Source organism: Burkholderia sp. Bp8984, from assembly GCF_003853755.1.
GTDB lineage: Bacteria > Pseudomonadota > Gammaproteobacteria > Burkholderiales > Burkholderiaceae > Burkholderia.
Genome location: NZ_QTQN01000019.1, coordinates 76,797 through 94,960, shown reverse-complemented (window position 1 = coordinate 94,960; position 18,164 = coordinate 76,797). Strand labels below are relative to the sequence as shown.

Below are 18,164 nucleotides of genomic sequence, written 5' to 3'. Positions count from 1 at the left end.
CATCCGGCCGCAGTTTCCCGGCCGGGCGCCCGCAGGCGGAACGCGCGATTACTTCACGTTGACCGTGATCGTCGAGCTCAGCTCGGGACCGTACGAGCGGTGCGCGCCTTCGCCGAGCTGCAGCGTCAGCGTATGCTGGCCGGGCGGCAGCTTCAGGTCGGTTTCGGTCTGGCCCTTGCCGAAGTGCAGCGAATGGTCGGTGGCGGGGATCACGTCGCCCTTCGGCACCGGCTTGCCGTCGACCAGCAGGTGATGGTGGCCCGTGTCCGGCGTCATGTCGCCGGCCGGCTTGAGTTCCATCCCTTCAAGGCCGAACTTCACGTGCACGGGGCTCGAGACCGTCGCGCCATCCTTCGGCTCGGCGAAGTACACGCGCGCCTCGGCACGCGCGAGCGTCGACGCGGCCAGCGCCGCGACACAAACCACACCCGCGATCCATTTCTTCTTGTTGAGCATCGTTTTTCTCCTTCAGATTGAAAGGCTCACGAAGCATACACTGCGTGCCCGGCCCGCGCGATGACGGTCGTTGTTCGCGATGCGTACGTTTAAAACGACGTTGCGGAGGCGTTCGGCGAAATTCCGGTACCATTGCGCCTTTCGTCCGCCGGCCACGCCGCGGACGGCGTCACCGACTTTCATCATCCCGAGCGCCACATGAGCGAAGTAACCGAATACCAGAGCTGGGTCTGCCTGATTTGCGGGTGGGTCTACAACGAAGCGGAAGGCCTGCCCGACGAGGGCATCCCCGCCGGCACCCGTTTCGCCGACATTCCCGCCGACTGGCGCTGCCCGCTGTGCGACGTGGGCAAGGAAGATTTCGTCGTCGTCGATTTCTGATTCGGCTTTTTCGGACACGACCGGGGCGCGCGGCGCGTATCGGCACGCATTCCGTCCGCCGATGCGCCGCGCGTTTGCTATACTCTGCGCGCTGTCCACATCGCCGTCCCGGTCGCGTCTTCCGCACGCGATATCGCGGACATGGCTCTCCCCGTAGTTCAATGGATAGAACAAGCGCCTCCTAAGCGCTAGATACAGGTTCGATTCCTGTCGGGGGGACCAACAATTTCCCGAAATTCCGTCTCAGCCTGAAAATCGCGCCGTCGGCACGCACAGCGTCCAAAGGTCGGGGGCCCACCCTCACGCCTGGCCGCGTGTTCCGCCGAAACCACGTATGCCAGGCTGTGCCGGCCAATGGCCGCCAGGCCTGTGACCCCACCGCCCCGTCACCGCATCAACCCCGTCCTGACCTGCGGCATCAGACTCGCATTCGCGCCCGTCACGGCAAACGTCCCCGTCGACGACGCGCCCGCCGGCAGCGCCAGCACACTGCCGTCCGCGAGCCGGTTCGCATCGACGACGATCTGGCTCGACGCGCAACCGTTCGTCAGCAACGAGACCGGCAACCCGGCGATCGACGAGAACGTGTTGCCCGTCACGCTGAACGAACACACGTTTCCGTACGCCCGGAACCCCGCATATCCGGAACCCGACACGCGGTTGTTCGCCACCGTGACATCCGACACGGCTCCCGACCACGTATCCAGCTCGATCGCGCCCTGCTGCGTCGGCTGCAATCCGTTGTTCACGTTCGCGTTCTGGATGTTGGTCACGGTATTGCCCGTGATGACGACGTTCGAAGCCCCGTAGGTTTTCCAGCTGTCCTCCTGCGCGGCCAGAATCCCCGCCGCCTTCTCGACGCCGTCGACCGTATTGTTCGAGATCGTCACCGCCTGCCCGCCGACAACGGTGATGCCGCGCCCCCAAGAATTGCCCGATACCGCGTTATGGTCGATCAGCACGTTGCTGCTCAGGCGGCCGTCGCCGAGATAGCTGACCACGGCGATCAGATCGTCGCCGGTGCCGGTCACCGTATTGTTCTGCACCAGCACGTTGGTCGATCCGTAGGTCGTATGGATGCCGTCGGCCAGCGTCGCCCGCACGGTATTGCCCACGATCGCGATACGGTTGCCGCCGAACACGAAGATCCCGGCGCTCGCGCCGCCCTGGATCGTCACCCCGAGCACCTGAACGTCCGAGCCCGTGACCTCGACCTTGGTCGACTCGGGCGTCGTGAGCCGCGTGGTGCCGGTGCCGGCCAGCGTCACGCCGACGAGCGTCGAGCCGGCGCCGCTCATCACGATCGTCTGGTCGGCGGGATTCGTCGCGGCCAGCGTCGCGCCGTATCCCGAGATCACCGCCTGCGGCACCGTCACGGCAAGCGAATGCCCGACGACGTAGCGGCCCGGCGCGATGACCAGGCGCTGGCCGGCACGCAGGCTGTCGAATGCCTTCTGCAACGCGTCGGCCTGGTCGCTGCCGTCGGCAGCCGGGGAAACCGTCACATCGGCGACCAGAACCGGTTTGGCGCCACTGGACGGCAGAAGCGTCGCGCCGGACGCGGCACCGGTCGACGCAGCGGTCGGTGCCGGGCTGCCGGAATTCGTCGATGCAGCCGATGCGCCGGATGCAGCGCCGGCAGGTGCGACGGACGATGTCGATGTGCCCGCAACGGTTTGCGATGCCGGAGCCGCGCTGCCGTCACCGCCGCCGCATGCAGCAAGCCAAAGGCACAGCGCGGCAAGCATCGCCTGATCGACCGTACGCATACGAAGTTCCGCTAGCCCAGATTGGCGTCATCGTAAGTACGCTTGATTACTTTGTAAATGAATTCCGCCGTGCGCCTGCAAAACCGTTCGTTATCCTCTTCCATTCATCATCGCGCCATCACGGTGACATGCGGCACACGACGCCATCAAGGACTACCTGATGCAGACGGCGCGCGTCTTCACGCGCCGCTCGAGACCCGCAGGCTGCCTGATCGTGCTATCGGCACTGCATCCGTCCGAGCGCTCGGACACGGTCCGGCAAATGCTGATCGCGATGCGCGAGCAGACCGTCACCGCGTTACACGCGCGGCTGGGCGAAAGCGTTGCGACCGGAGAGCTCTCGGCACATGCGAACCTCGACGCGATCGCGCGCTACTACGTGACGGTGCAACAGGGGATGTCGATTCAGGCGCGCGACGGTGCGAGCCGTCGCGATCTGGAGGCGGTCGCGCAAGCCGCGCTGGCCGCATGCTGTGCTCGCACACGCGAGCGGCGGATAAAACGGCGGACCTCGGAAAGAAGCCCGCAAGCGAAACCACACGCGGCCGTGCAGCGGCAAGCGCCCTGCACGACCGCGCCGATGCGTTACTGCGTCACGGCGTGCTGCACGTCCTTCGACGCATGCCACACGCGATAGCGCACATCGAAACCGTCCGGCACGTACACGACGAGCGGCAGGCGGCTGTTGTAGCGCAGCAGCTGGCCGTCGCCGCGCACCTGCACGAAGCGCTGCTGCGGCGCCTGGCCCGGGCAGGCCATCAGCGTCGACGCCGGCCCCTTCACGTCGGTCAGGCGATAGTACGTATAGCCCCAGCCCTTCACGTCCTCGGCGGTCAGTTCCCCGCCGAACCATTGCTGGTTGCAGTCGGTCTGCAGCGTCTTGCCGATCATCAGCTCGACGCGCGCGTCGCCTTCGTTCTCGAGCGCGGGCAGCGCGATCACCGCGCGCTGCTGGCCGGCCGACGGCTGCGGGAACATCTTGATCGACTCGGCCGGCACGGCGGGCGCCGATGCGGGCCCGGCCGCGCAGGCGGCGGCGGTCGTCACGCAAAGGGCGGCCAGGACGGCCCGGATCGCGAATTTCATCGATGTGCTCCTGAAAAACAAATAGGCCCTGGATGCTAACACTTTCGCTCCAAGACCTTACGGCGCTGTAATTTCACGACACAATTGCATACAGCCGGCGATCCCCGCGCGCGGTACTTATACGGAAACCAACGGAGATCATCATGCTGAAGCTCATTGCTGCCGCCGGCGTCGCCACGCTGCTGGCCGGGTGCGTCGTCGGTCCGGACGCCGGATACGGCTACGGACAGCCCTACTATTCCGATCCCGGCTACGCGTACGGGCCGGCCTACGGGGCGTCGCCCGTGTACGGGACGGTCAACATCTGGGGCGGCGGCGGCGGGCGCGACTGGGACCGCGGACGCCGCGACTGGGATCGCGGACGCGACGGCTGGAATCGTGACCGCGGCGGCTGGGATCGCGACCGCAGCGAACGCGCCCGTCACGGCGGCTGGGGCCGCGGCGACGGACGCCGCGCCGACTGGAATGACGACGGCGGCGGGCGCGGCCAAGGCAACGGCGGCGGCCATCGCCACTGACGCAATTGCAACCGTTTGTATCCACGCACGCCCCACGTAAGGCCGATACGAGCCGCTAGACGACCGTCAAAAAGCAAGGCCCTCGCATCACCGCGAGGGCCTTTTGTCGTCCGCTCCACCGGAAACCGTGCGGCCGGCTACGCAACGCCGAACCTGCCCGCGCCTCATGCGCGTGCCCGCTTCTTACCACCCCGCCGGCTGCGCATAGCCGCCCGACACGGGCGCGCCGCACACGTACGCGCGCTGATAACGGTCGTAGCAATAGCTCGGGCCGTCGTCCTGGTATTGCGCCTGCTGGTAGGTCGGATAAGCCGGCTGCTGGTAGGCCGGTGCCTGGTAGTACGTCTGCGGCTGGTAGGCCGGCGCCTGATACACGGGCGCCTGATACGCGACGGGCGGATTCATCGCCGACGTCACGATCGCGCCGAGCACCGCGCCGCCGATCAGCGCGCCGATGACGGCGCCCCCGTCGCGGCCATGCGCGGACGCCGGGCCCGCCACGGCAAGCGAACCGGCGAGGACACATACAGCGGCAATCTTTTTCATGATGGACTCCCACGCGAAGTGGTACTGGATGCGATGCATTGTGGCCGCGCCCGGCCGTAATAGATGCAGCAAGTGGTAACGCGCCATTACGGGTATCACGCACACCGAAACGCGGCACGGCCGTGCTACGATTTTCGGCACACTGGAGACGCCTTCATGCAGCCCGAAACCGCCCGCCGTTTCGATACCGAATTCGCGCCGCGCATCGCGCAGGCGATCGCCGCCTTCTTCGCCGATCACGTGCTGACCGACGTCGTCCCGTACGGCGGCCACGGGAAACCGACGCGCGTGCGGATCCGCAGCGCGCCGCACGAGCACGTGAGCGGCTTCGTGCATCCGCTGAACCTCGAACTGACCTGGGACACCGACGAGATCGAACGGTTGATGGAGCCCGACGGGCCCATGCGCTTCGAGCACTACCTGAGCGCGCTGCCGAGGAAGCTGAGCGCATGGGAGGGCGCGCGCGACATCGACCTCGCGTCGCGCACGCAGGCCGACCCGCTCGTGCGGCTCGGCGGCCTCGATTTCGAAGGCTGAACGCGCGTGCCGGCCGGCGGCGGTGTCGGCGTCGCGCGATTCGGCCCGGTGATACACTCGACCGGCCCCGCGCCGGCGCCGCCAGGCTGGCCGGACCGTCCACCGCCGCCTCCACCCGCAAGCATGGTTGCGCACGCAACCGGCACCCGGGCACGCGGACAACCACGCTTTAGCTCCCGCCATGAACGCCGATACCGGCCTGCCGCTTCCGCAACGCTACTGGGCGATCGTCTGCGTCGCACTGGGCATCACGCTCGCCGTGCTCGACGGCGCCATCGCGAACGTCGCGCTGCCGACGATCGCGCGCGACCTGCACGCGTCCGATGCCGCATCGATCTGGATCGTCAACGCGTACCAGCTCGCGGTCACGATCACGCTGCTGCCGCTCGCGTCGCTCGGCGAACGCGTCGGCTATCGCCGCATCTACATCGCGGGTCTTGCGCTCTTCACCGCGGCGTCGCTCGGCTGCGCGCTCGCCGGCTCGCTGCCGACGCTCGCGGTGATGCGCGTGATCCAGGGGTTCGGTGCGGCCGGCATCATGAGCGTCAACGCGGCGCTGGTGCGCATGATCTATCCGTCGTCGATGCTCGGGCGCGGGCTGTCGATCAACGCGATGGTGGTCGCGCTGTCGTCGGCGATCGGCCCGACGGTCGCATCGGCGATCCTGTCGTTCGCGTCGTGGCCCTGGCTGTTCGCGGTCAATGTGCCGATCGGCATCGCCGCGGTGTTCGGCAGCCTGCGCGCGCTGCCGGCCAACCCGCTGCACGACGCGCCGTACGACTTCCCGAGCGCGCTGATGAACGCCTGCGTGTTCGGCCTGCTGATCATGGCCGTCGACGGGCTCGGTCACGGCGAAAGCCACGCGTACGTCGCGGCCGAGCTGGCCGTCGCGTTCGGCGTCGGCTACTTCTTCGTGAAGCGCCAGCTGTCGCAGCCGGCGCCGCTGCTGCCGGTCGACCTGATGCGCATCCCGATGTTCGCGCTGTCGATCTGCACGTCGGTCGCGTCGTTCACGTCGCAGATGCTCGCGTTCGTCGCGCTGCCGTTCTGGCTGCAGCATTCGCTCGGCTTCTCCCAGGTCGAAACCGGCCTCTACATGACGCCGTGGCCGCTCGTGATCGTATTCGCCGCGCCGCTCGCGGGCGTGCTGTCGGACCGCTATTCGGCCGGCATCCTCGGCGGCATCGGGCTCGCGCTGTTCGCGGCCGGGCTGCTGTCGCTCGCGACGATCGGCGCGCACCCGGGTACCGTCGACATCGTGTGGCGGATGGCGCTGTGCGGCGCGGGCTTCGGGCTGTTCCAGTCGCCGAACAATCGCGCGATGCTGTCGTCGGCGCCGCGCGAGCGCAGCGGCGGCGCCGGCGGGATGCTGAGCACGGCGCGCCTGACGGGCCAGACGCTCGGTGCCGCGCTCGTCGCGCTGATTTTCGGGCTGGCGCCCGACCGCGGTCCGACGATCGCGCTCTATGTCGCCACGGTGTTCGCGGCGGTCGCCGCGGTGGTCAGCATGCTGCGCATCGCGTCGCCGCGCCCCGACGCTGCGGCCTGATGCCGCCGCGCGTCGCGCCCACGGCTCACGCGGCGTCGAGCGCGTCCATCACGAAGCGCACGCGCGCCTTCACGCTCACGCGCGGCAGCTCGATCAGCCGATAGCCATACGCCGTATAGCAGTCGACCATCGCGTCGTAGGTGCGCACGGCCTCCGCGAAATCCTGCCGGCGCTCGGTGTCCTGCGTGTAGATCTCGGGCCACGGCGGCGCGATGAACACACGCCGGTGATAGCGGAAGCCCCGCGCCGCGGCCTCCGCGTGTGCGGGCACCGCAAGGCCCGTCAGCCGCAGGTAACCGATCACGTCCGGCACGCCGCGATCGAAGAACACGGGCCCGCGCGCGCCTCGCGCGAGATGGTGCGAACGCATCTCCCAGTTCAGCATCAGTTCGGCGAATGCGGCCCGGTCGCGCCACGGCAGCGCCGGGCCGTCGATCGCCATCTGGTCGCGGATCACGCCGCGCCCGGCCTCGTGCGAGCGCGCGAAACCGGTACGCTCGAGCGCATCGAGCAACGTGCTCTTGCCGGAGCCGGGGCCGCCCGTGACGATGAAGAAGCGGGCGGCCGCATCGTCCGCCGCGCAACCCTCCTCCACGCGCTCGGACATCCGCTCAGACATGCGCGGCCCGCCGGCCCGCGCGCCGCGTGACCGACGCGGCCGCCGCGACGCTGCGCAGGTCGGCGACGAACGTGTCGCGCCAGACCGACAGGTTGTTCTCGCGCAGCCGCGCGAGGTTCGCCTCGTGCCGCGCCCGCCGCTCGGCGAGCGGCATCGACAGCGCGCGCTCGAGCGCATCGGCCATCTGCGACAGGTCGTACGGATTGACGAGCAGCGCGCCGCTCAGCTCGGCCGCCGCGCCCGCGAACTCCGACAGCACGAGCACGCCCGGATCGGCCGGGTCCTGCGACGCGACGTATTCCTTCGCAACGAGATTCATCCCGTCGCGCAACGGCGTCACGTAGCCGACCTGCGACATCCGGAAGAACGCCATCAGCAGATTGCGCTCGTACTTGCGGTTCAGGTACTGGATCGGCGTCCAGTCGAGCTGCGAGAAGCGGCCGTTGATCCGGCCGGCCTCGCCTTCGAGCGTCTCGCGAATGCGCTGGTAGGTCTGCACGTCGGAGCGCGTCGGCGGCGCGATCTGCACGAGCGACACGCGCCCCTGCCAGCCCGGCTGGTTGGCGAGCATCCGCTCGAACGACTGGAAGCGCTCGACGAGCCCCTTCGAATAGTCGAGCCGGTCGACGCTCATCACGAGCTTGCGGCCCCCGAGCGCGTCACGCAGCATCTTCACCGGCTTGCGCGAGCCATACTGGACGGCCGCCTCGGCGATCGCATCCGGATGCACGCCGATCGGATAGGCGGCAACCTTCACGACGCGGCCGTGCGCATGCAGCATCCCGTCGTCGCTCGCCGCGCCGATGCCGCGCCGCTCGATGTAGTCGGTGAACGCCTGCCTGTCGGCATCGGTCTGGAAACCCGCGATGTCGTACGCGCACATGAACTTCACGAGCTCGTCGTGCGGCGGCACGACGCGCAGCATGTCGGGCGACGGAAACGGAATGTGCAGGAAGAAGCCGATCGGATTCTTCACGCCGAGCTCGCGCAGGCAATGCGCGAACGGCAGCAGGTGATAGTCGTGCACCCAGATCAGGTCGTCGGGCCGCAGCAGCGCGGCGAGCTGCTTCGCGAGCATCGCGTTCACGCGCAGATAACCGGCGTACTCCTGCCGGTCGAAGCGCGCGAGATCACTGCGGTAGTGAAACACCGGCCAGAGCGTCGCGTTCGAGAAACCGCGGTAGTACTGATCGTAGTCGCGCCGGGTCAGCCCCACCGTCGCATAGGTGACGTTGCCGTCCCGCTGGATCGCCGGTTGCGTGTCGGGCGTACCGACGATCTCGCCGTTCCAGCCGAACCAGACGCCGCCGGTTTCCTTCAGCGCATCCATCACGCCGACCGCGAGACCGCCTGCGCTCGGGCGCGTGTCCTCGCCGGCGGCGACACGGTTCGATACCACGATCAATCTGCTCATGCGGCTTCCCCTCCTCGATTCGATTGAATGACGCGCAGCGCGCGCCAAGGCGGACGCGACGGCCCGAAGGCAGTCGCGCGGCGATTCAGATGTGAGCGATGCAACCAGGCGCGCAATGAAATGCGGCAGCGGAATACAGCGGCGACAGCCTCAAGCGTCCTGCTCCTGGCCGAGGTCGCGTTGATAGTCGAGCCCTTCCGGGCGTGCGCCGCCCTGATTGTGATCGCCGTCGGACGGCGTCTCGTCGGGCGCGCCGGCCGGCGCGTCGGTCTGCGGACGCGGGCGCTCGGCACCCGCATCGGGCGGCCGGGGAGAAAACCGTTTCGAACGGCGCATGGCTGGGTGTCTCATATGGCGCGCGGCTCGGAGCCGTCGTAGAAACATTCCATAACAAAACAGTCTAGGTCGCTTCCTCGCATGCCGCGGTAACAATTACCTTCAATTTGTAACGTTTTGACCCCGGCTCCGCCATCTGTCCGACAATAGCGCCGCGCGTACGCGCGCGACCCGCCGCCGGCGATTTGTCAAAGCTTTGCAGTTTTCCTATGACCATTGCGAAACAATGACGCGGCAAGGGGGCGCGCATGCGTCGCCGCTCACCCAGACAGGACTTGCACTCAGGGATGAACATGGGTTTCGAACCGCCGCGCCGGGCCACGCCGGCGCGCATCGTGCTGGCCGCGCTCGCCACCGCCGCACTGCTGTCCGGCTGCAACTCGCTGTACAGCGAAGGCGCGACCGCCGGCGCCGGTATCGCGGGCGCCGCGATCGCCTCCAAGGTCACCAACAACGCCGCCGTCGCGACGGGCATCGGCCTCGGCGCCGTCGCCGGTGCGCGTGCGGGCGTCCAGTACACGCAGCGCGTCGCGCACCGCTACACGCAGGAACAGATCGCGAAGGCGGCCGGCCCGCTCGACGTCGGCGGCGTCGCGCCGTGGACGACGCACCATTCGTTTCCGATCGAGGATGACGAACAGGGCCGCGTGACGGTCAGCCGGATGATCAGCATCGGCCCGCTCGACTGCAAGGAAATCGTGTTCGCGGTCGACACGCCCGCGAAGGCCGACAAGGCCGCGCAATCGGCGTTCTACGTCGCCACGATCTGCCGCGACGGTCCCGTGTGGAAATGGGCGTCGGCGGAACCGGCGACCGAACGCTGGGGCGCGCTGCAATGAGCGTCGCGATCCGAATCGCTGCGATCGGCGCACTGTGCGCGGCCAGCGCCGCGCTGTCGGGCTGCGGCTCGGTCGGCGCGGCGAGCGGCGCGCTCGCCGGTGCGGCGACGGGCCTCGTCACCGCGAACCCGGCCGTCGGCGTCGGTGTCGGGATCGCCGTGCAGGCGGCGACCGACGAGGCCGTCAACCGCACGATGAAACAGCTCCATCAGAACCAGCAGGACGCGATCGCGAAGGCGGCCGGCAGCCTGGCCGTCGGCGAAGTGAAGCCGTGGAACGTGAAGAACACGCTGCCGCTCGAAAACGGCGAGGGCGAGGTGCGCGTCACGCGCGCGTACTCGACGGCGCTTGCGCTGTGCAAGGAATTCGCGTTCTCGGTGAAGGACGGCGACAAGGCCGACTGGTATTTCGCGAATGCGTGCCAGCAAGGCACGCACTGGAAGTGGGCGTCGGCCGAACCGGCGGTCGACCGGTGGGGTAACCTGCAGTAACGATGCGATGCGCGGCGCCTGGCAGGCGCCGTGCGTGCGGATGCCGGGCCAGACGGCCCGGCTCGGCGGCTCAGGACTCGACGTCCTCGAGACTGAAGATTTCGGTCTGGTCGTTGTACGAGAAGATCTCGCCGTAACGACCCCAGTCGATCACCGCGTCGAGCGTTTCCTCCGCCGCGCCGTCCGACAGGAAATCCTCCAGCTCCTGCTCGAAACGCACGCGCGGCGCACGATGGCCCGGGCGCTCGTTCAGCACCTTCTTGATCCGCGCGGCGAGCGGCACGTGCTTCAGCAGGTGATCCGCGAACATCAGCTTGCGCTCCTGCGTGCCGAATTCCGCGAACACACGCCCCGGCGGCGTCAGGAACACGTCCCCTTCGCGCACGTCGGCGAAGCCGAGGTACTGCAGCACTTCGGCGATCGGGAACAGGTCGTCGACCTCCAGATGCAGCGTGCGCGCGATTTCCGGCATGTCGGCACGGCCGTGGTACGGCGCCATCGCGAGCGTCTCGATCAGGCCGGCCATCAGGTTGGTCGACACCTGCGGCAGCCAGCTGCCGAGCTCGAGCCCCTTCTTCGTCGCCTCGCCGGTCTGGCGGGCCGTCATCTTCGCGTAGATGTCGTCGACCAGCTTGCGGAAGGCCGGATCCAGCCGGTTGCGCGGATGCTTGAACGGCACCTTGATCTCGGCGATCACGCGGCCCGGGTTCGACGACAGCACGAGAATCCGGTCGCACATGAACACCGCTTCCTCGATGTTGTGCGTGACGATCAGCACCGACTTGATCGGCATGCGGCCTTGCGTCCACAGGTCGAGCAGGTCGGTACGCAGCGTTTCGGCGGTCAGCACGTCGAGCGCCGAGAACGGCTCGTCCATCAGCAGGATCGTCGGGTCGACCACGAGCGCGCGCGCGAAGCCCACGCGCTGGCGCATGCCGCCCGACAGCTCGCGCGGGTACGCGTTCTCGAAGCCGTCGAGACCGATCAGGTCGATCGCGGCGAGCGCGCGTTCGCGCCGCTCGCGTGCGCCGACGCCGAGCGCCTCAAGCCCGGCCTCCACGTTCTGCAGCACGGTCAGCCACGGAAACAGCGCGAAGGTCTGGAACACCATCGCGACGCCTTCGGCCGGGCCGCGCAGCGGCTTGCCGAGATAGGTCACGTCACCGCCGGTCGGCTCGATCAGCCCGGCGATGATCCGCAGCAGCGTCGACTTGCCCGAGCCCGAACGGCCGAGCAGCCCGACGATCTCGCCCTCGCGCAGCGACAGGTTCGCGTCGTCGAGCACGAGCAACTCGCCCTGCGTCTTGTTGAAGCCGCGGCAGACGTGATCGACGCGCAGGATTTCCTCGCCGAGGCGCGGCGGCTGGGACGTCTGGACGGGGGCGTTTACAGCATTCGGATTGTGCATCGCGTTTCGCTCTCAATCGGTCTCAGTCGAGCCGCAGCTTCGCTTCGGCGAAGGCATACAGCGGACGCCACAGCAGGCGGTTGAACAGGGTGACGAACAGGGACATCACGGCGATGCCCAGGATGATCTTCGGAAAGTCGCCGGCGGCGGTGGTCTGCGCGATATACGCGCCGAGGCCGTGCGCCTCGATCTTGGTCGAGCCCCACTGCACCGCTTCCGACACGATGCTCGCGTTCCACGCGCCGCCCGAGGCGGTGATCGCGCCGGTCACGTAGTACGGGAAGATGCCGGGCAGGATCGCCTGGCGCCACCACTGCCAGCCGCGGATCCGGAAGTTCGTCGCGGCTTCGCGATAGTCGTTCGGATAGGACGTCGCGCCCGCGATCACGTTGAACAGGATATACCACTGCGTGCCGAGCACGATCAGCGGCGACAGCCAGATGTCGGGGTTCAGGTGGAAGCGCGCGATCACGATCACGAACACCGGGAACAGCAGGTTCGCCGGGAACGCGGCAAGGAACTGCGCGAGCGGCTGCAGCTTCTCGGCCAGCTTCGGGCGCAGCCCGACCCACACGCCGATCGGCACCCAGATCACCGACGCGATCGAGATCAGCACGACCACGCGCAGCAGCGTGATGAGCCCGAGCGCGACGACGTGCCCGACTTCGCCCATCGTCACGCCGGTCGACACGAAGCTGACGACGCGCCACACGATATAGGCCGTGCCGAGCAGCAAGAGCGCCGCCCATGCGATGTCGACCGTGCGCGATGCCTTCTTCTCGACCTTCGGCAGCGAGAAGCGCATTGCGCCCGACAGCGGCAGGCGCAGCGGAATCCGCGCCGCCTTCGCGAAGAACCAGCCGGCCGGCACGAGCAGCTGGTGAATCAGGCGCGTGCGACGCACGAGGTCGAGCAGCCAGGATTGCGGCGCATCGCCCGATGCGGTGTTCTCCATCCGGAACTTGTCAGCCCATGCGATCAGCGGGCGGAACAGGAATTGGTCGTAGGCCAGGATCACGACCGTCATCGTCAGGATCACCCAGCCGATCGCACCGAGGTTCTTGTCCGAGATCGCCTGCGCGAGATACGCGCCGATGCCCGGCAGCGTGATGGTCTGGTTGCCGACGGTGATCGCCTCCGACGCGACGACGAAGAACCAGCCGCCCGACATCGACATCATCATGTTCCAGATCAGCCCCGGCATCGAGAACGGCACCTCGAGCTTCCAGAAGCGCTGCCACGACGTCAGGTGGAAGCCGCGCGACACTTCGTCCAGGTCGCGCGGCACCGTGCGCAGCGACTGGTAGAAGCTGAACGTCATGTTCCACGCCTGGCTCGTGAAGATCGCGAAGATCGCCGCGAGCTCGGCGCCGAGCACGCGGCTCGGGAACAGCGCGAGGAAGAACGTGACCGTAAACGAGATGAAGCCGAGCACCGGCACCGACTGCAGGATGTCGAGGATCGGGATCAGCACCATGCCGGCGCGGCGGCTTTTCGCGGCGAGCGTGCCGTACACCAGCGTGAACGCGAGCGACGCGACCATCGCGGCGAGCATCCGCAGCGTGGTGCGCAACGCGTATTCGGGCAGGTTCGACGGGTCGAGCGAGATCTTCTGGGTCTGAAGGGTCCCGATCGGCGCCATCGTTTCATGAAAGCCGACGACCGCCATCGCGATCAGGCAGATGATCAGCGGAAACGCGATGAAGTCCCACCGGTTCGGCAGGACGCGCCACGCGGACGCGTTGGCGGTCCGGTTCGGATTGAAGAATCCGACGTCCATCAGGCGCCCTCCCCGGTAAGGCCGAACGAAGCCGGCAGACGATGTTGATTCATGGCAAAGCGCACGGGCGCGGTAATTCGACGCGGTAATTCGATTGATTCACGATTTCACGCCGGCGCGAGGCGCCGTGCGTGCAAGCTGCGCCCTCCGGGCGCGGCGAGTCGGGCCGCGACGGCACGACACTACACCAACCTGTATTTCAGGTTCAACCGTCCGGGGCCGGCTCGGCTCGGCGCGGCGCGCGGGCGGCGCACGGATCGTGCCCGGCACGCGGGCGAACGGCAGGCGTGCGGTGCGGAGCAGCCCGGCCGCGGTCGTGCGGCCGGCATGCAGGCCCCGAATTATGCCGTGATCCGGGCCGGCCGGGAACCCGCCCGCCGCACACGGACACAAACCATGCAGGACGTCAGCGGACGATTGCGGCGAAGCAGGTATGATCGGGGCTAGCCCCTGGCGTCGCTAGCCCCATAGCCGCCAGGGATCGACCGACCAGCGGGAGGAAGCGAATGGCAGGAAACTTGGTGATCGTCTGCCGCGATCAGGACGCCGATGCGTTCTACGAGCTGATGCAGGAGTACGGGTCGTTCCAGACCCGGCTGTCGTCGACGGCGTGGTACCTGAACATGAACGTCGTGCCGGAATCGCTGCAGGAGGAGATCCTGGAGCGCCTCGGCCGCTATACGACCGTCTATATCTTCGAGGCCACGAGCGTGACCTACAACACCATCGACAGCAACGCCGCCGAGACGCTCGGCACGCTGTTCGGCGAATGATGCCGCGCGGCGCCTGCCCGGCAGGCGCCGCATGCGCCGCTTACGCGGCCTGGGCGTGAAGTTCGTCCTTCGGCACCACGTCGAACGGGAACGTCATCGCCACGCGCAGGCCGCCCTCGGGACGATTGCCGATCTCGCACGCCCCGCCCAGCCGCAGCACCAGCCGCTCGACGATCGCCAGCCCGAGCCCGCTGTGGCCGTTCCCGCCGCGCGCGGGGTCGAGCCGCACGAACGGCCGCGTCGCGGCCGCCAGATCGCGCGGCGCAATCCCGCCGCCGCTGTCGCTGACCGACAGCACGTAACCCGCCGGCGTACGCGCCGTCTCGATGAGCACGGGCGGCGCGCCGTACGCATGCGCATTGTCCAGCAGGTTCGACAGGATCCGGTCGAGCGTCGCGGTCGGCAGGCGGAAGCCTTCGTCGGCGGCCAGATGCGTCTGGACAGCCGGCGCGTTCGGTGCGACCGCGCGATAGCTGCGGGCGATCCGCTCGCAGGCCTGGTCGACCGGCACGGGCTCGCTGCGGTCCGCCCCGCCGTGCGCGAACACGAGGAACTGGTCGACGATGTGCGACATCGAGTCGACATCGCGCACCACGCCGTCGCGCAGCCGCGCGTCGTCCATCATTTCCGCGCGCAGGCGCATCCGGGCGAGCGGCGTGCGCAGGTCGTGCGCGACGCCGGCCAGCATCACCGCGCGGTCACTCTCGGCCTGCGACACCTGTTCCACCATCTGGTTGAAGCCGTGCGTGAGCTGGCGCAGCTCGCGCGGGCCACGCTCGCGCAACGGCGGCACCGGCTGGCCGCGGCCGAAGCGCGCGACCGCGCGCGCCAGCGAGCGCAGCGGCTGCTGCAGCTGCCAGGCCGCGAACAGCGCGGCGATCACGCCGGCCGAGAAAATCGTGCCGAGCCACAACAGCATCCGGTCGAGCGAGCGCGGCGGGCGCAACGGCTGCACCGGCACCACGATCCAGTTGCGGTCGCTCGGCTCCTTGACCCACAGCACCGGCGGATGGCCCGGCGCGCCGATCTCGACCAGCGTGCCGGGCGGCATCCGCTCGCTCACGTCGTCACGGAAACGCTTGAGCGGCGCCGCCAGGTTCGAATCGGCGTCTTTCGGCACATCGGGACTGTCCGGCGACACCAGCCGCACCCGCGACGGCAGCGGCTGGTCGGGCGTGCGCTCGACGTGCTGGCGCACGGCGTCGACGAGGAACGCGGCCTCCTCGACGGCATAACGCGTCTGCATCTGGTTGCGCTCGAGGCGCATCGCGAAGAACCACGCGAAGTGCGACAGGAGCAACACGCCGACGACCAGCAGCGCCAGCCGCCCGAACAGCGAATCAATGGGCTTGCGCATGGGCCTCGCCGTCGGGCACGAACACGTAGCCGCGCCCGCGGACCGTCTGGATGAAGCGCGGCGTCGACGGATCCGTTTCCAGGATGCGGCGCAGGCGCCATACCTGGACGTCGATGCCGCGGTCGGTGCCGTCGTACTCGGGCCCGTGCAGCAGCTCGAGCAGCCGTTCGCGCGTGAGTGTGCGCAGCGCGTGATTCACGAAGATCTTCAGCAGCGCGAATTCGCTGCTCGACAGCGTCGCCGGCTTGCCGTCGACCGACAGCGTGCGCGCCTGGAAGTCGAGCACGAAACGGCCGAACGCGAACGGCTCGCGCTGCTCGGGCGCCGCCGCCGACGGCGTCGCGCGGCGGCGGCGCAGCACGGCCTGCACGCGCGCGAGCAGCTCGCGCGGGTTGAACGGCTTGCCGAGGTAGTCGTCCGCGCCGAGCTCGAGCCCGACGATGCGATCGACGTCGTCCGCGCGCGCGGTCAGCATGATCACGGGGATGTCGTCGCCGGCCGCGCGCAGCTGGCGCAGCGCGGTCAGGCCGTCCACGCCCGGCATCATCAGGTCCAGCACGATCAGGTCGGGCCGCTCGCGCTCGAGGCGCTTCTCGAGCGTCGCCGCGTCGTGCAGCACGGACACTTCCATCCCCTGGCGCACGAGATAGTCGCGCAGCAGGTCTCGGAGTTCTTGGTCGTCGTCGACGATGAGGATCTGGGTAGTCATGGCTCGAAGTTTAGCGCGCGAGCGCGGAGTCGAAGAACGAAACAAAGGGGCGAAAGGGTTACTGCGGGTTACGACGCAAGGGAACTGTAATGCGCCGTAACCCGGCAGCCATCCGGCGTAACACCGGCCCGAGCACGCGCCGCTAACCTGCGTCTTACCGGATGCGGCACCCGGGTCACCCCGCGCGCCGCATCGCCGGACCCTTTGGATACAAGGAGTTTCTGAAATGTATAAGAACACTTCCCGCGTGGCCATTGCGGCCGCCACCGTGCTCGCTCTCGCATTCGGCACCGCGCATGCCGCGCAGCCCAACGACATGCCGCCGCCGGGCGGCCCCGGCATGCACCAGATGCACGGCGGCCATGACGGCGGCCCGTTCGGCGTGATCATGAAGCTGCACGACCAGCTCAAGCTCAACGCGTCGCAGGAACAGCAGTGGCAGACGGCCGTCAACACGATGAAGCAGAACCATGAAGCGATGCGCAAGAGCCACGAGCAGATGCGCGAGCAATTCAAGGCGCAGAAGAACCAGCCGATCCTCGACCTGAACGCGATGCACGCCGCCCGCCAGCAGGCCGAGCAGCAAAACGCGCAGCTGCGCGAGCAGAGCTCGGCCGCGTGGCTCGCGTTCTACAACGGGCTGAACGACCAGCAGAAGACGACGGTCAGCACCGCGCTGAAGCAGCAGTTCGCGCGGATGGAGCAGCGTCACGAGAAGATGAAGGAACGCTGGGAGCAGCACCGCGCGGCCAAGGGCGCGTCGGCACCGGCGCAGTAAGCCGGCGGGGCGCCTCCCCGGGCGGCATCGCGGGGGACGCGGGCACCCGGCCCGCGTCCCCCGTTTCATTTCAGGCGACGTCGAACAGCAACACCTCGGCCGCCCGGCCGCGTGCGAACGCGACCGCTTCTACCCCGGCGATCCGCGCGCCGTCGCCCGCGGCCAGCGCGTGGCCGTTGACCTCCACGTCGCCGCGCACCACGTGCACATAGGTGCTGCGCCCGGCCGGCACGGCGAATGCCGCCGCCTCGTCGCCATCGATCAGCCCCGCGAAGATCCGCGCATCCGCACGGATCGACAGCGCACCGTCGTCGCCGTCCGGCGACGCGACGAGCCGCAGGCGGCCGCGCTTCTCGTCGTCGGCGAAATGCCGCTCCGCGTAGCCGGGCCGTCCGCCCCGCTCCGCCGGCTGCAGCCAGATCTGCAGCAGATGCAGCACCCGGTCGCGCGACGCATTGGTTTCGCTGTGCATCAGCCCCGTGCCGGCGCTCATCCGCTGGACGCCGCCGGCCCGCACGATGGCGCCGTTGCCGAGGCTGTCGCGATGCGCGAGCGCGCCGTCGAGCACGCAGGTGACGATTTCGAGGTCGCGGCGCGGCTGCATCCCGAAGCCGCGCGTCGGCGCAATCCGGTCCTCGCTCAGCGCGCGCAGCGCGCCGAACGGCGGATGCGCGGCCCCGGCGGCGCCGGCAAGCGCAAAGCTGTGGCTCGATTCGAGCCAGCCTTGGCGCGTGTGGCAGCGGTCGGCGGCGCGGCGGATCTGGAACATGGGGCGGGCACTCCGGCAGGCAGATATTCTTTCTTCGGGTTTACCTGCA

The 18,164-nt window shown here is 68.4% G+C and carries 21 protein-coding genes, 1 tRNA gene and 1 pseudogene; 11 read left to right on the top strand and 12 right to left on the bottom strand.

The features are described 5' to 3' along the window. Nucleotides 1-48: 48 nt before the first annotated feature. Nucleotides 49-456 carry a DUF4399 domain-containing protein gene (locus DID98_RS20150; RefSeq protein WP_124487169.1) on the bottom strand — a complete coding sequence of 136 codons (408 nt, stop codon included), beginning with the start codon at nt 454-456 and terminating at the stop codon, nt 49-51. 198 nt (nt 457-654) lie between these two features. Between DID98_RS20150 and DID98_RS20145 the strand changes: the two genes are divergently transcribed. Next, a complete protein-coding gene (locus tag DID98_RS20145) occupies nt 655-837 on the top strand; it encodes a rubredoxin (RefSeq protein ID WP_006478164.1) in 183 nt (60 codons plus the stop codon). A gap of 147 nt (nt 838-984) precedes the next feature. Further along, a tRNA-Arg gene (locus DID98_RS20140) sits at nt 985-1,059 on the top strand. A 164-nt stretch (nt 1,060-1,223) separates the two neighbouring features. On the opposite strand, the gene DID98_RS20135 is transcribed toward DID98_RS20140, so the two are convergent. Next, the gene (locus DID98_RS20135; protein WP_124571291.1) at nt 1,224-2,342 is read right to left on the bottom strand and encodes a right-handed parallel beta-helix repeat-containing protein; all 1,119 of its coding nucleotides are present in this window, start codon (nt 2,340-2,342) and stop codon (nt 1,224-1,226) included. Nucleotides 2,343-2,361: 19 nt separating this feature from the next. Between DID98_RS20135 and DID98_RS20130 the strand changes: the two genes are divergently transcribed. Both DID98_RS20130 and DID98_RS20125 read left to right on the top strand, forming a co-directional pair. Next, complete coding sequence (locus DID98_RS20130) at nt 2,362-2,592, top strand: hypothetical protein (protein WP_124571290.1); 231 nt, start codon at nt 2,362-2,364, stop codon at nt 2,590-2,592. 144 nt (nt 2,593-2,736) lie between these two features. Next, nucleotides 2,737-3,075: pseudogene (locus DID98_RS20125) on the top strand (TetR family transcriptional regulator C-terminal domain-containing protein); the annotation flags it as partial. Nucleotides 3,076-3,191: 116 nt separating this feature from the next. Here DID98_RS20125 and eco read toward each other — a convergent pair. Further along, a complete protein-coding gene (gene eco / locus DID98_RS20120; RefSeq protein ID WP_124571289.1) occupies nt 3,192-3,692 on the bottom strand; it encodes a serine protease inhibitor ecotin in 501 nt (166 codons plus the stop codon). 143 nt (nt 3,693-3,835) lie between these two features. Between eco and DID98_RS20115 the strand changes: the two genes are divergently transcribed. Beyond that, nucleotides 3,836-4,210, top strand: coding sequence for a hypothetical protein (locus DID98_RS20115; protein ID WP_124487155.1), 375 nt, complete (start codon nt 3,836-3,838; stop codon nt 4,208-4,210). Between the two features lie 183 nt (nt 4,211-4,393). On the opposite strand, the gene DID98_RS20110 is transcribed toward DID98_RS20115, so the two are convergent. After that, nucleotides 4,394-4,795, bottom strand: coding sequence for a hypothetical protein (locus DID98_RS20110; protein ID WP_124571288.1), 402 nt, complete (start codon nt 4,793-4,795; stop codon nt 4,394-4,396). Nucleotides 4,796-4,912: 117 nt separating this feature from the next. On the opposite strand from DID98_RS20110, the gene DID98_RS20105 reads away from it, so the two are divergent. Next, nucleotides 4,913-5,293, top strand: a complete 381-nt coding sequence (locus tag DID98_RS20105) for a DUF5594 family protein (protein ID WP_124571287.1) — start codon at nt 4,913-4,915, stop codon at nt 5,291-5,293. Between the two features lie 181 nt (nt 5,294-5,474). Then, a complete protein-coding gene (locus tag DID98_RS20100; RefSeq protein ID WP_044846391.1) occupies nt 5,475-6,842 on the top strand; it encodes an MFS transporter in 1,368 nt (455 codons plus the stop codon). Between the two features lie 25 nt (nt 6,843-6,867). On the opposite strand, the gene DID98_RS20095 is transcribed toward DID98_RS20100, so the two are convergent. From DID98_RS20095 to DID98_RS20085, 3 genes are all read right to left on the bottom strand, one after another. Further along, nucleotides 6,868-7,449, bottom strand: coding sequence for an AAA family ATPase (locus DID98_RS20095; RefSeq protein WP_124571311.1), 582 nt, complete (start codon nt 7,447-7,449; stop codon nt 6,868-6,870). A gap of 4 nt (nt 7,450-7,453) precedes the next feature. Beyond that, the gene (otsA, locus tag DID98_RS20090) at nt 7,454-8,875 is read right to left on the bottom strand and encodes an alpha,alpha-trehalose-phosphate synthase (UDP-forming) (protein ID WP_124571286.1); all 1,422 of its coding nucleotides are present in this window, start codon (nt 8,873-8,875) and stop codon (nt 7,454-7,456) included. A gap of 150 nt (nt 8,876-9,025) precedes the next feature. Next, nucleotides 9,026-9,211 carry a hypothetical protein gene (locus DID98_RS20085; RefSeq protein ID WP_059527452.1) on the bottom strand — a complete coding sequence of 62 codons (186 nt, stop codon included), beginning with the start codon at nt 9,209-9,211 and terminating at the stop codon, nt 9,026-9,028. Between the two features lie 287 nt (nt 9,212-9,498). Between DID98_RS20085 and DID98_RS20080 the strand changes: the two genes are divergently transcribed. Further along, on the top strand, nt 9,499-10,050 hold the full coding sequence (locus DID98_RS20080) for a hypothetical protein (protein WP_044846387.1): 552 nt from the start codon (nt 9,499-9,501) through the stop codon (nt 10,048-10,050). Beyond that, nucleotides 10,047-10,541, top strand: coding sequence for a hypothetical protein (locus tag DID98_RS20075; RefSeq protein ID WP_044846386.1), 495 nt, complete (start codon nt 10,047-10,049; stop codon nt 10,539-10,541). The genes DID98_RS20080 and DID98_RS20075 overlap by 4 nt, the downstream gene beginning before the upstream one ends. Nucleotides 10,542-10,611: 70 nt before the next feature. On the opposite strand, the gene DID98_RS20070 is transcribed toward DID98_RS20075, so the two are convergent. Continuing rightward, nucleotides 10,612-11,949, bottom strand: a complete 1,338-nt coding sequence (locus tag DID98_RS20070) for an AAA-associated domain-containing protein (protein ID WP_044846385.1) — start codon at nt 11,947-11,949, stop codon at nt 10,612-10,614. A gap of 22 nt (nt 11,950-11,971) precedes the next feature. Beyond that, nucleotides 11,972-13,729, bottom strand: coding sequence for an ABC transporter permease subunit (locus tag DID98_RS20065; protein WP_124488434.1), 1,758 nt, complete (start codon nt 13,727-13,729; stop codon nt 11,972-11,974). A 506-nt stretch (nt 13,730-14,235) separates the two neighbouring features. Between DID98_RS20065 and DID98_RS20060 the strand changes: the two genes are divergently transcribed. Continuing rightward, entirely contained in the window at nt 14,236-14,502 is a 267-nt protein-coding gene (locus tag DID98_RS20060) for a hypothetical protein (RefSeq protein WP_027786765.1), read from the top strand. A gap of 40 nt (nt 14,503-14,542) precedes the next feature. Here the strand turns inward: DID98_RS20060 and DID98_RS20055 are convergent, their stop codons facing one another. Both DID98_RS20055 and DID98_RS20050 read right to left on the bottom strand, forming a co-directional pair. After that, a complete protein-coding gene (locus DID98_RS20055) occupies nt 14,543-15,859 on the bottom strand; it encodes an ATP-binding protein (protein WP_124521576.1) in 1,317 nt (438 codons plus the stop codon). Continuing rightward, nucleotides 15,843-16,568 carry a response regulator gene (locus DID98_RS20050; protein ID WP_006755678.1) on the bottom strand — a complete coding sequence of 242 codons (726 nt, stop codon included), beginning with the start codon at nt 16,566-16,568 and terminating at the stop codon, nt 15,843-15,845. The genes DID98_RS20055 and DID98_RS20050 overlap by 17 nt, the downstream gene beginning before the upstream one ends. Nucleotides 16,569-16,794: 226 nt before the next feature. Here DID98_RS20050 and DID98_RS20045 point away from each other — a divergent pair, with 226 nt between their 5' ends. Beyond that, nucleotides 16,795-17,346, top strand: a complete 552-nt coding sequence (locus DID98_RS20045) for a Spy/CpxP family protein refolding chaperone (RefSeq protein ID WP_124571285.1) — start codon at nt 16,795-16,797, stop codon at nt 17,344-17,346. A gap of 70 nt (nt 17,347-17,416) precedes the next feature. Here DID98_RS20045 and DID98_RS20040 read toward each other — a convergent pair whose 3' ends face one another. After that, complete coding sequence (locus DID98_RS20040) at nt 17,417-18,115, bottom strand: pirin family protein (protein WP_044847745.1); 699 nt, start codon at nt 18,113-18,115, stop codon at nt 17,417-17,419. Between the last annotated feature and the right edge of the window lie 49 nt (nt 18,116-18,164).

Excerpts from the sequence above, each read along its gene's own strand:
- DID98_RS20060 (WP_027786765.1), top strand. The coding sequence starts at position 14,236 with ATGGCAGGAAACTTGGTGATCGTCTGCCGCGATCAGGACGCCGATGCG.
- DID98_RS20095 (WP_124571311.1), bottom strand. The coding sequence starts at position 7,449 with ATGTCCGAGCGCGTGGAGGAGGGTTGCGCGGCGGACGATGCGGCCGCC.
- DID98_RS20150 (WP_124487169.1), bottom strand. The coding sequence starts at position 456 with ATGCTCAACAAGAAGAAATGGATCGCGGGTGTGGTTTGTGTCGCGGCG.
- DID98_RS20110 (WP_124571288.1), bottom strand. The coding sequence starts at position 4,795 with ATGCATCGCATCCAGTACCACTTCGCGTGGGAGTCCATCATGAAAAAG.
- DID98_RS20145 (WP_006478164.1), top strand. The coding sequence starts at position 655 with ATGAGCGAAGTAACCGAATACCAGAGCTGGGTCTGCCTGATTTGCGGG.
- DID98_RS20100 (WP_044846391.1), top strand. The coding sequence starts at position 5,475 with ATGAACGCCGATACCGGCCTGCCGCTTCCGCAACGCTACTGGGCGATC.
- DID98_RS20080 (WP_044846387.1), top strand. The coding sequence starts at position 9,499 with ATGAACATGGGTTTCGAACCGCCGCGCCGGGCCACGCCGGCGCGCATC.
- DID98_RS20085 (WP_059527452.1), bottom strand. The coding sequence starts at position 9,211 with ATGCGCCGTTCGAAACGGTTTTCTCCCCGGCCGCCCGATGCGGGTGCC.
- DID98_RS20040 (WP_044847745.1), bottom strand. The coding sequence starts at position 18,115 with ATGTTCCAGATCCGCCGCGCCGCCGACCGCTGCCACACGCGCCAAGGC.
- eco (WP_124571289.1), bottom strand. The coding sequence starts at position 3,692 with ATGAAATTCGCGATCCGGGCCGTCCTGGCCGCCCTTTGCGTGACGACC.
- DID98_RS20115 (WP_124487155.1), top strand. The coding sequence starts at position 3,836 with ATGCTGAAGCTCATTGCTGCCGCCGGCGTCGCCACGCTGCTGGCCGGG.
- DID98_RS20075 (WP_044846386.1), top strand. The coding sequence starts at position 10,047 with ATGAGCGTCGCGATCCGAATCGCTGCGATCGGCGCACTGTGCGCGGCC.
- DID98_RS20050 (WP_006755678.1), bottom strand. The coding sequence starts at position 16,568 with ATGACTACCCAGATCCTCATCGTCGACGACGACCAAGAACTCCGAGAC.
- DID98_RS20055 (WP_124521576.1), bottom strand. The coding sequence starts at position 15,859 with ATGCGCAAGCCCATTGATTCGCTGTTCGGGCGGCTGGCGCTGCTGGTC.
- DID98_RS20070 (WP_044846385.1), bottom strand. The coding sequence starts at position 11,949 with ATGCACAATCCGAATGCTGTAAACGCCCCCGTCCAGACGTCCCAGCCG.
- DID98_RS20065 (WP_124488434.1), bottom strand. The coding sequence starts at position 13,729 with ATGGACGTCGGATTCTTCAATCCGAACCGGACCGCCAACGCGTCCGCG.
- DID98_RS20045 (WP_124571285.1), top strand. The coding sequence starts at position 16,795 with ATGTATAAGAACACTTCCCGCGTGGCCATTGCGGCCGCCACCGTGCTC.
- otsA (WP_124571286.1), bottom strand. The coding sequence starts at position 8,875 with ATGAGCAGATTGATCGTGGTATCGAACCGTGTCGCCGCCGGCGAGGAC.
- DID98_RS20105 (WP_124571287.1), top strand. The coding sequence starts at position 4,913 with ATGCAGCCCGAAACCGCCCGCCGTTTCGATACCGAATTCGCGCCGCGC.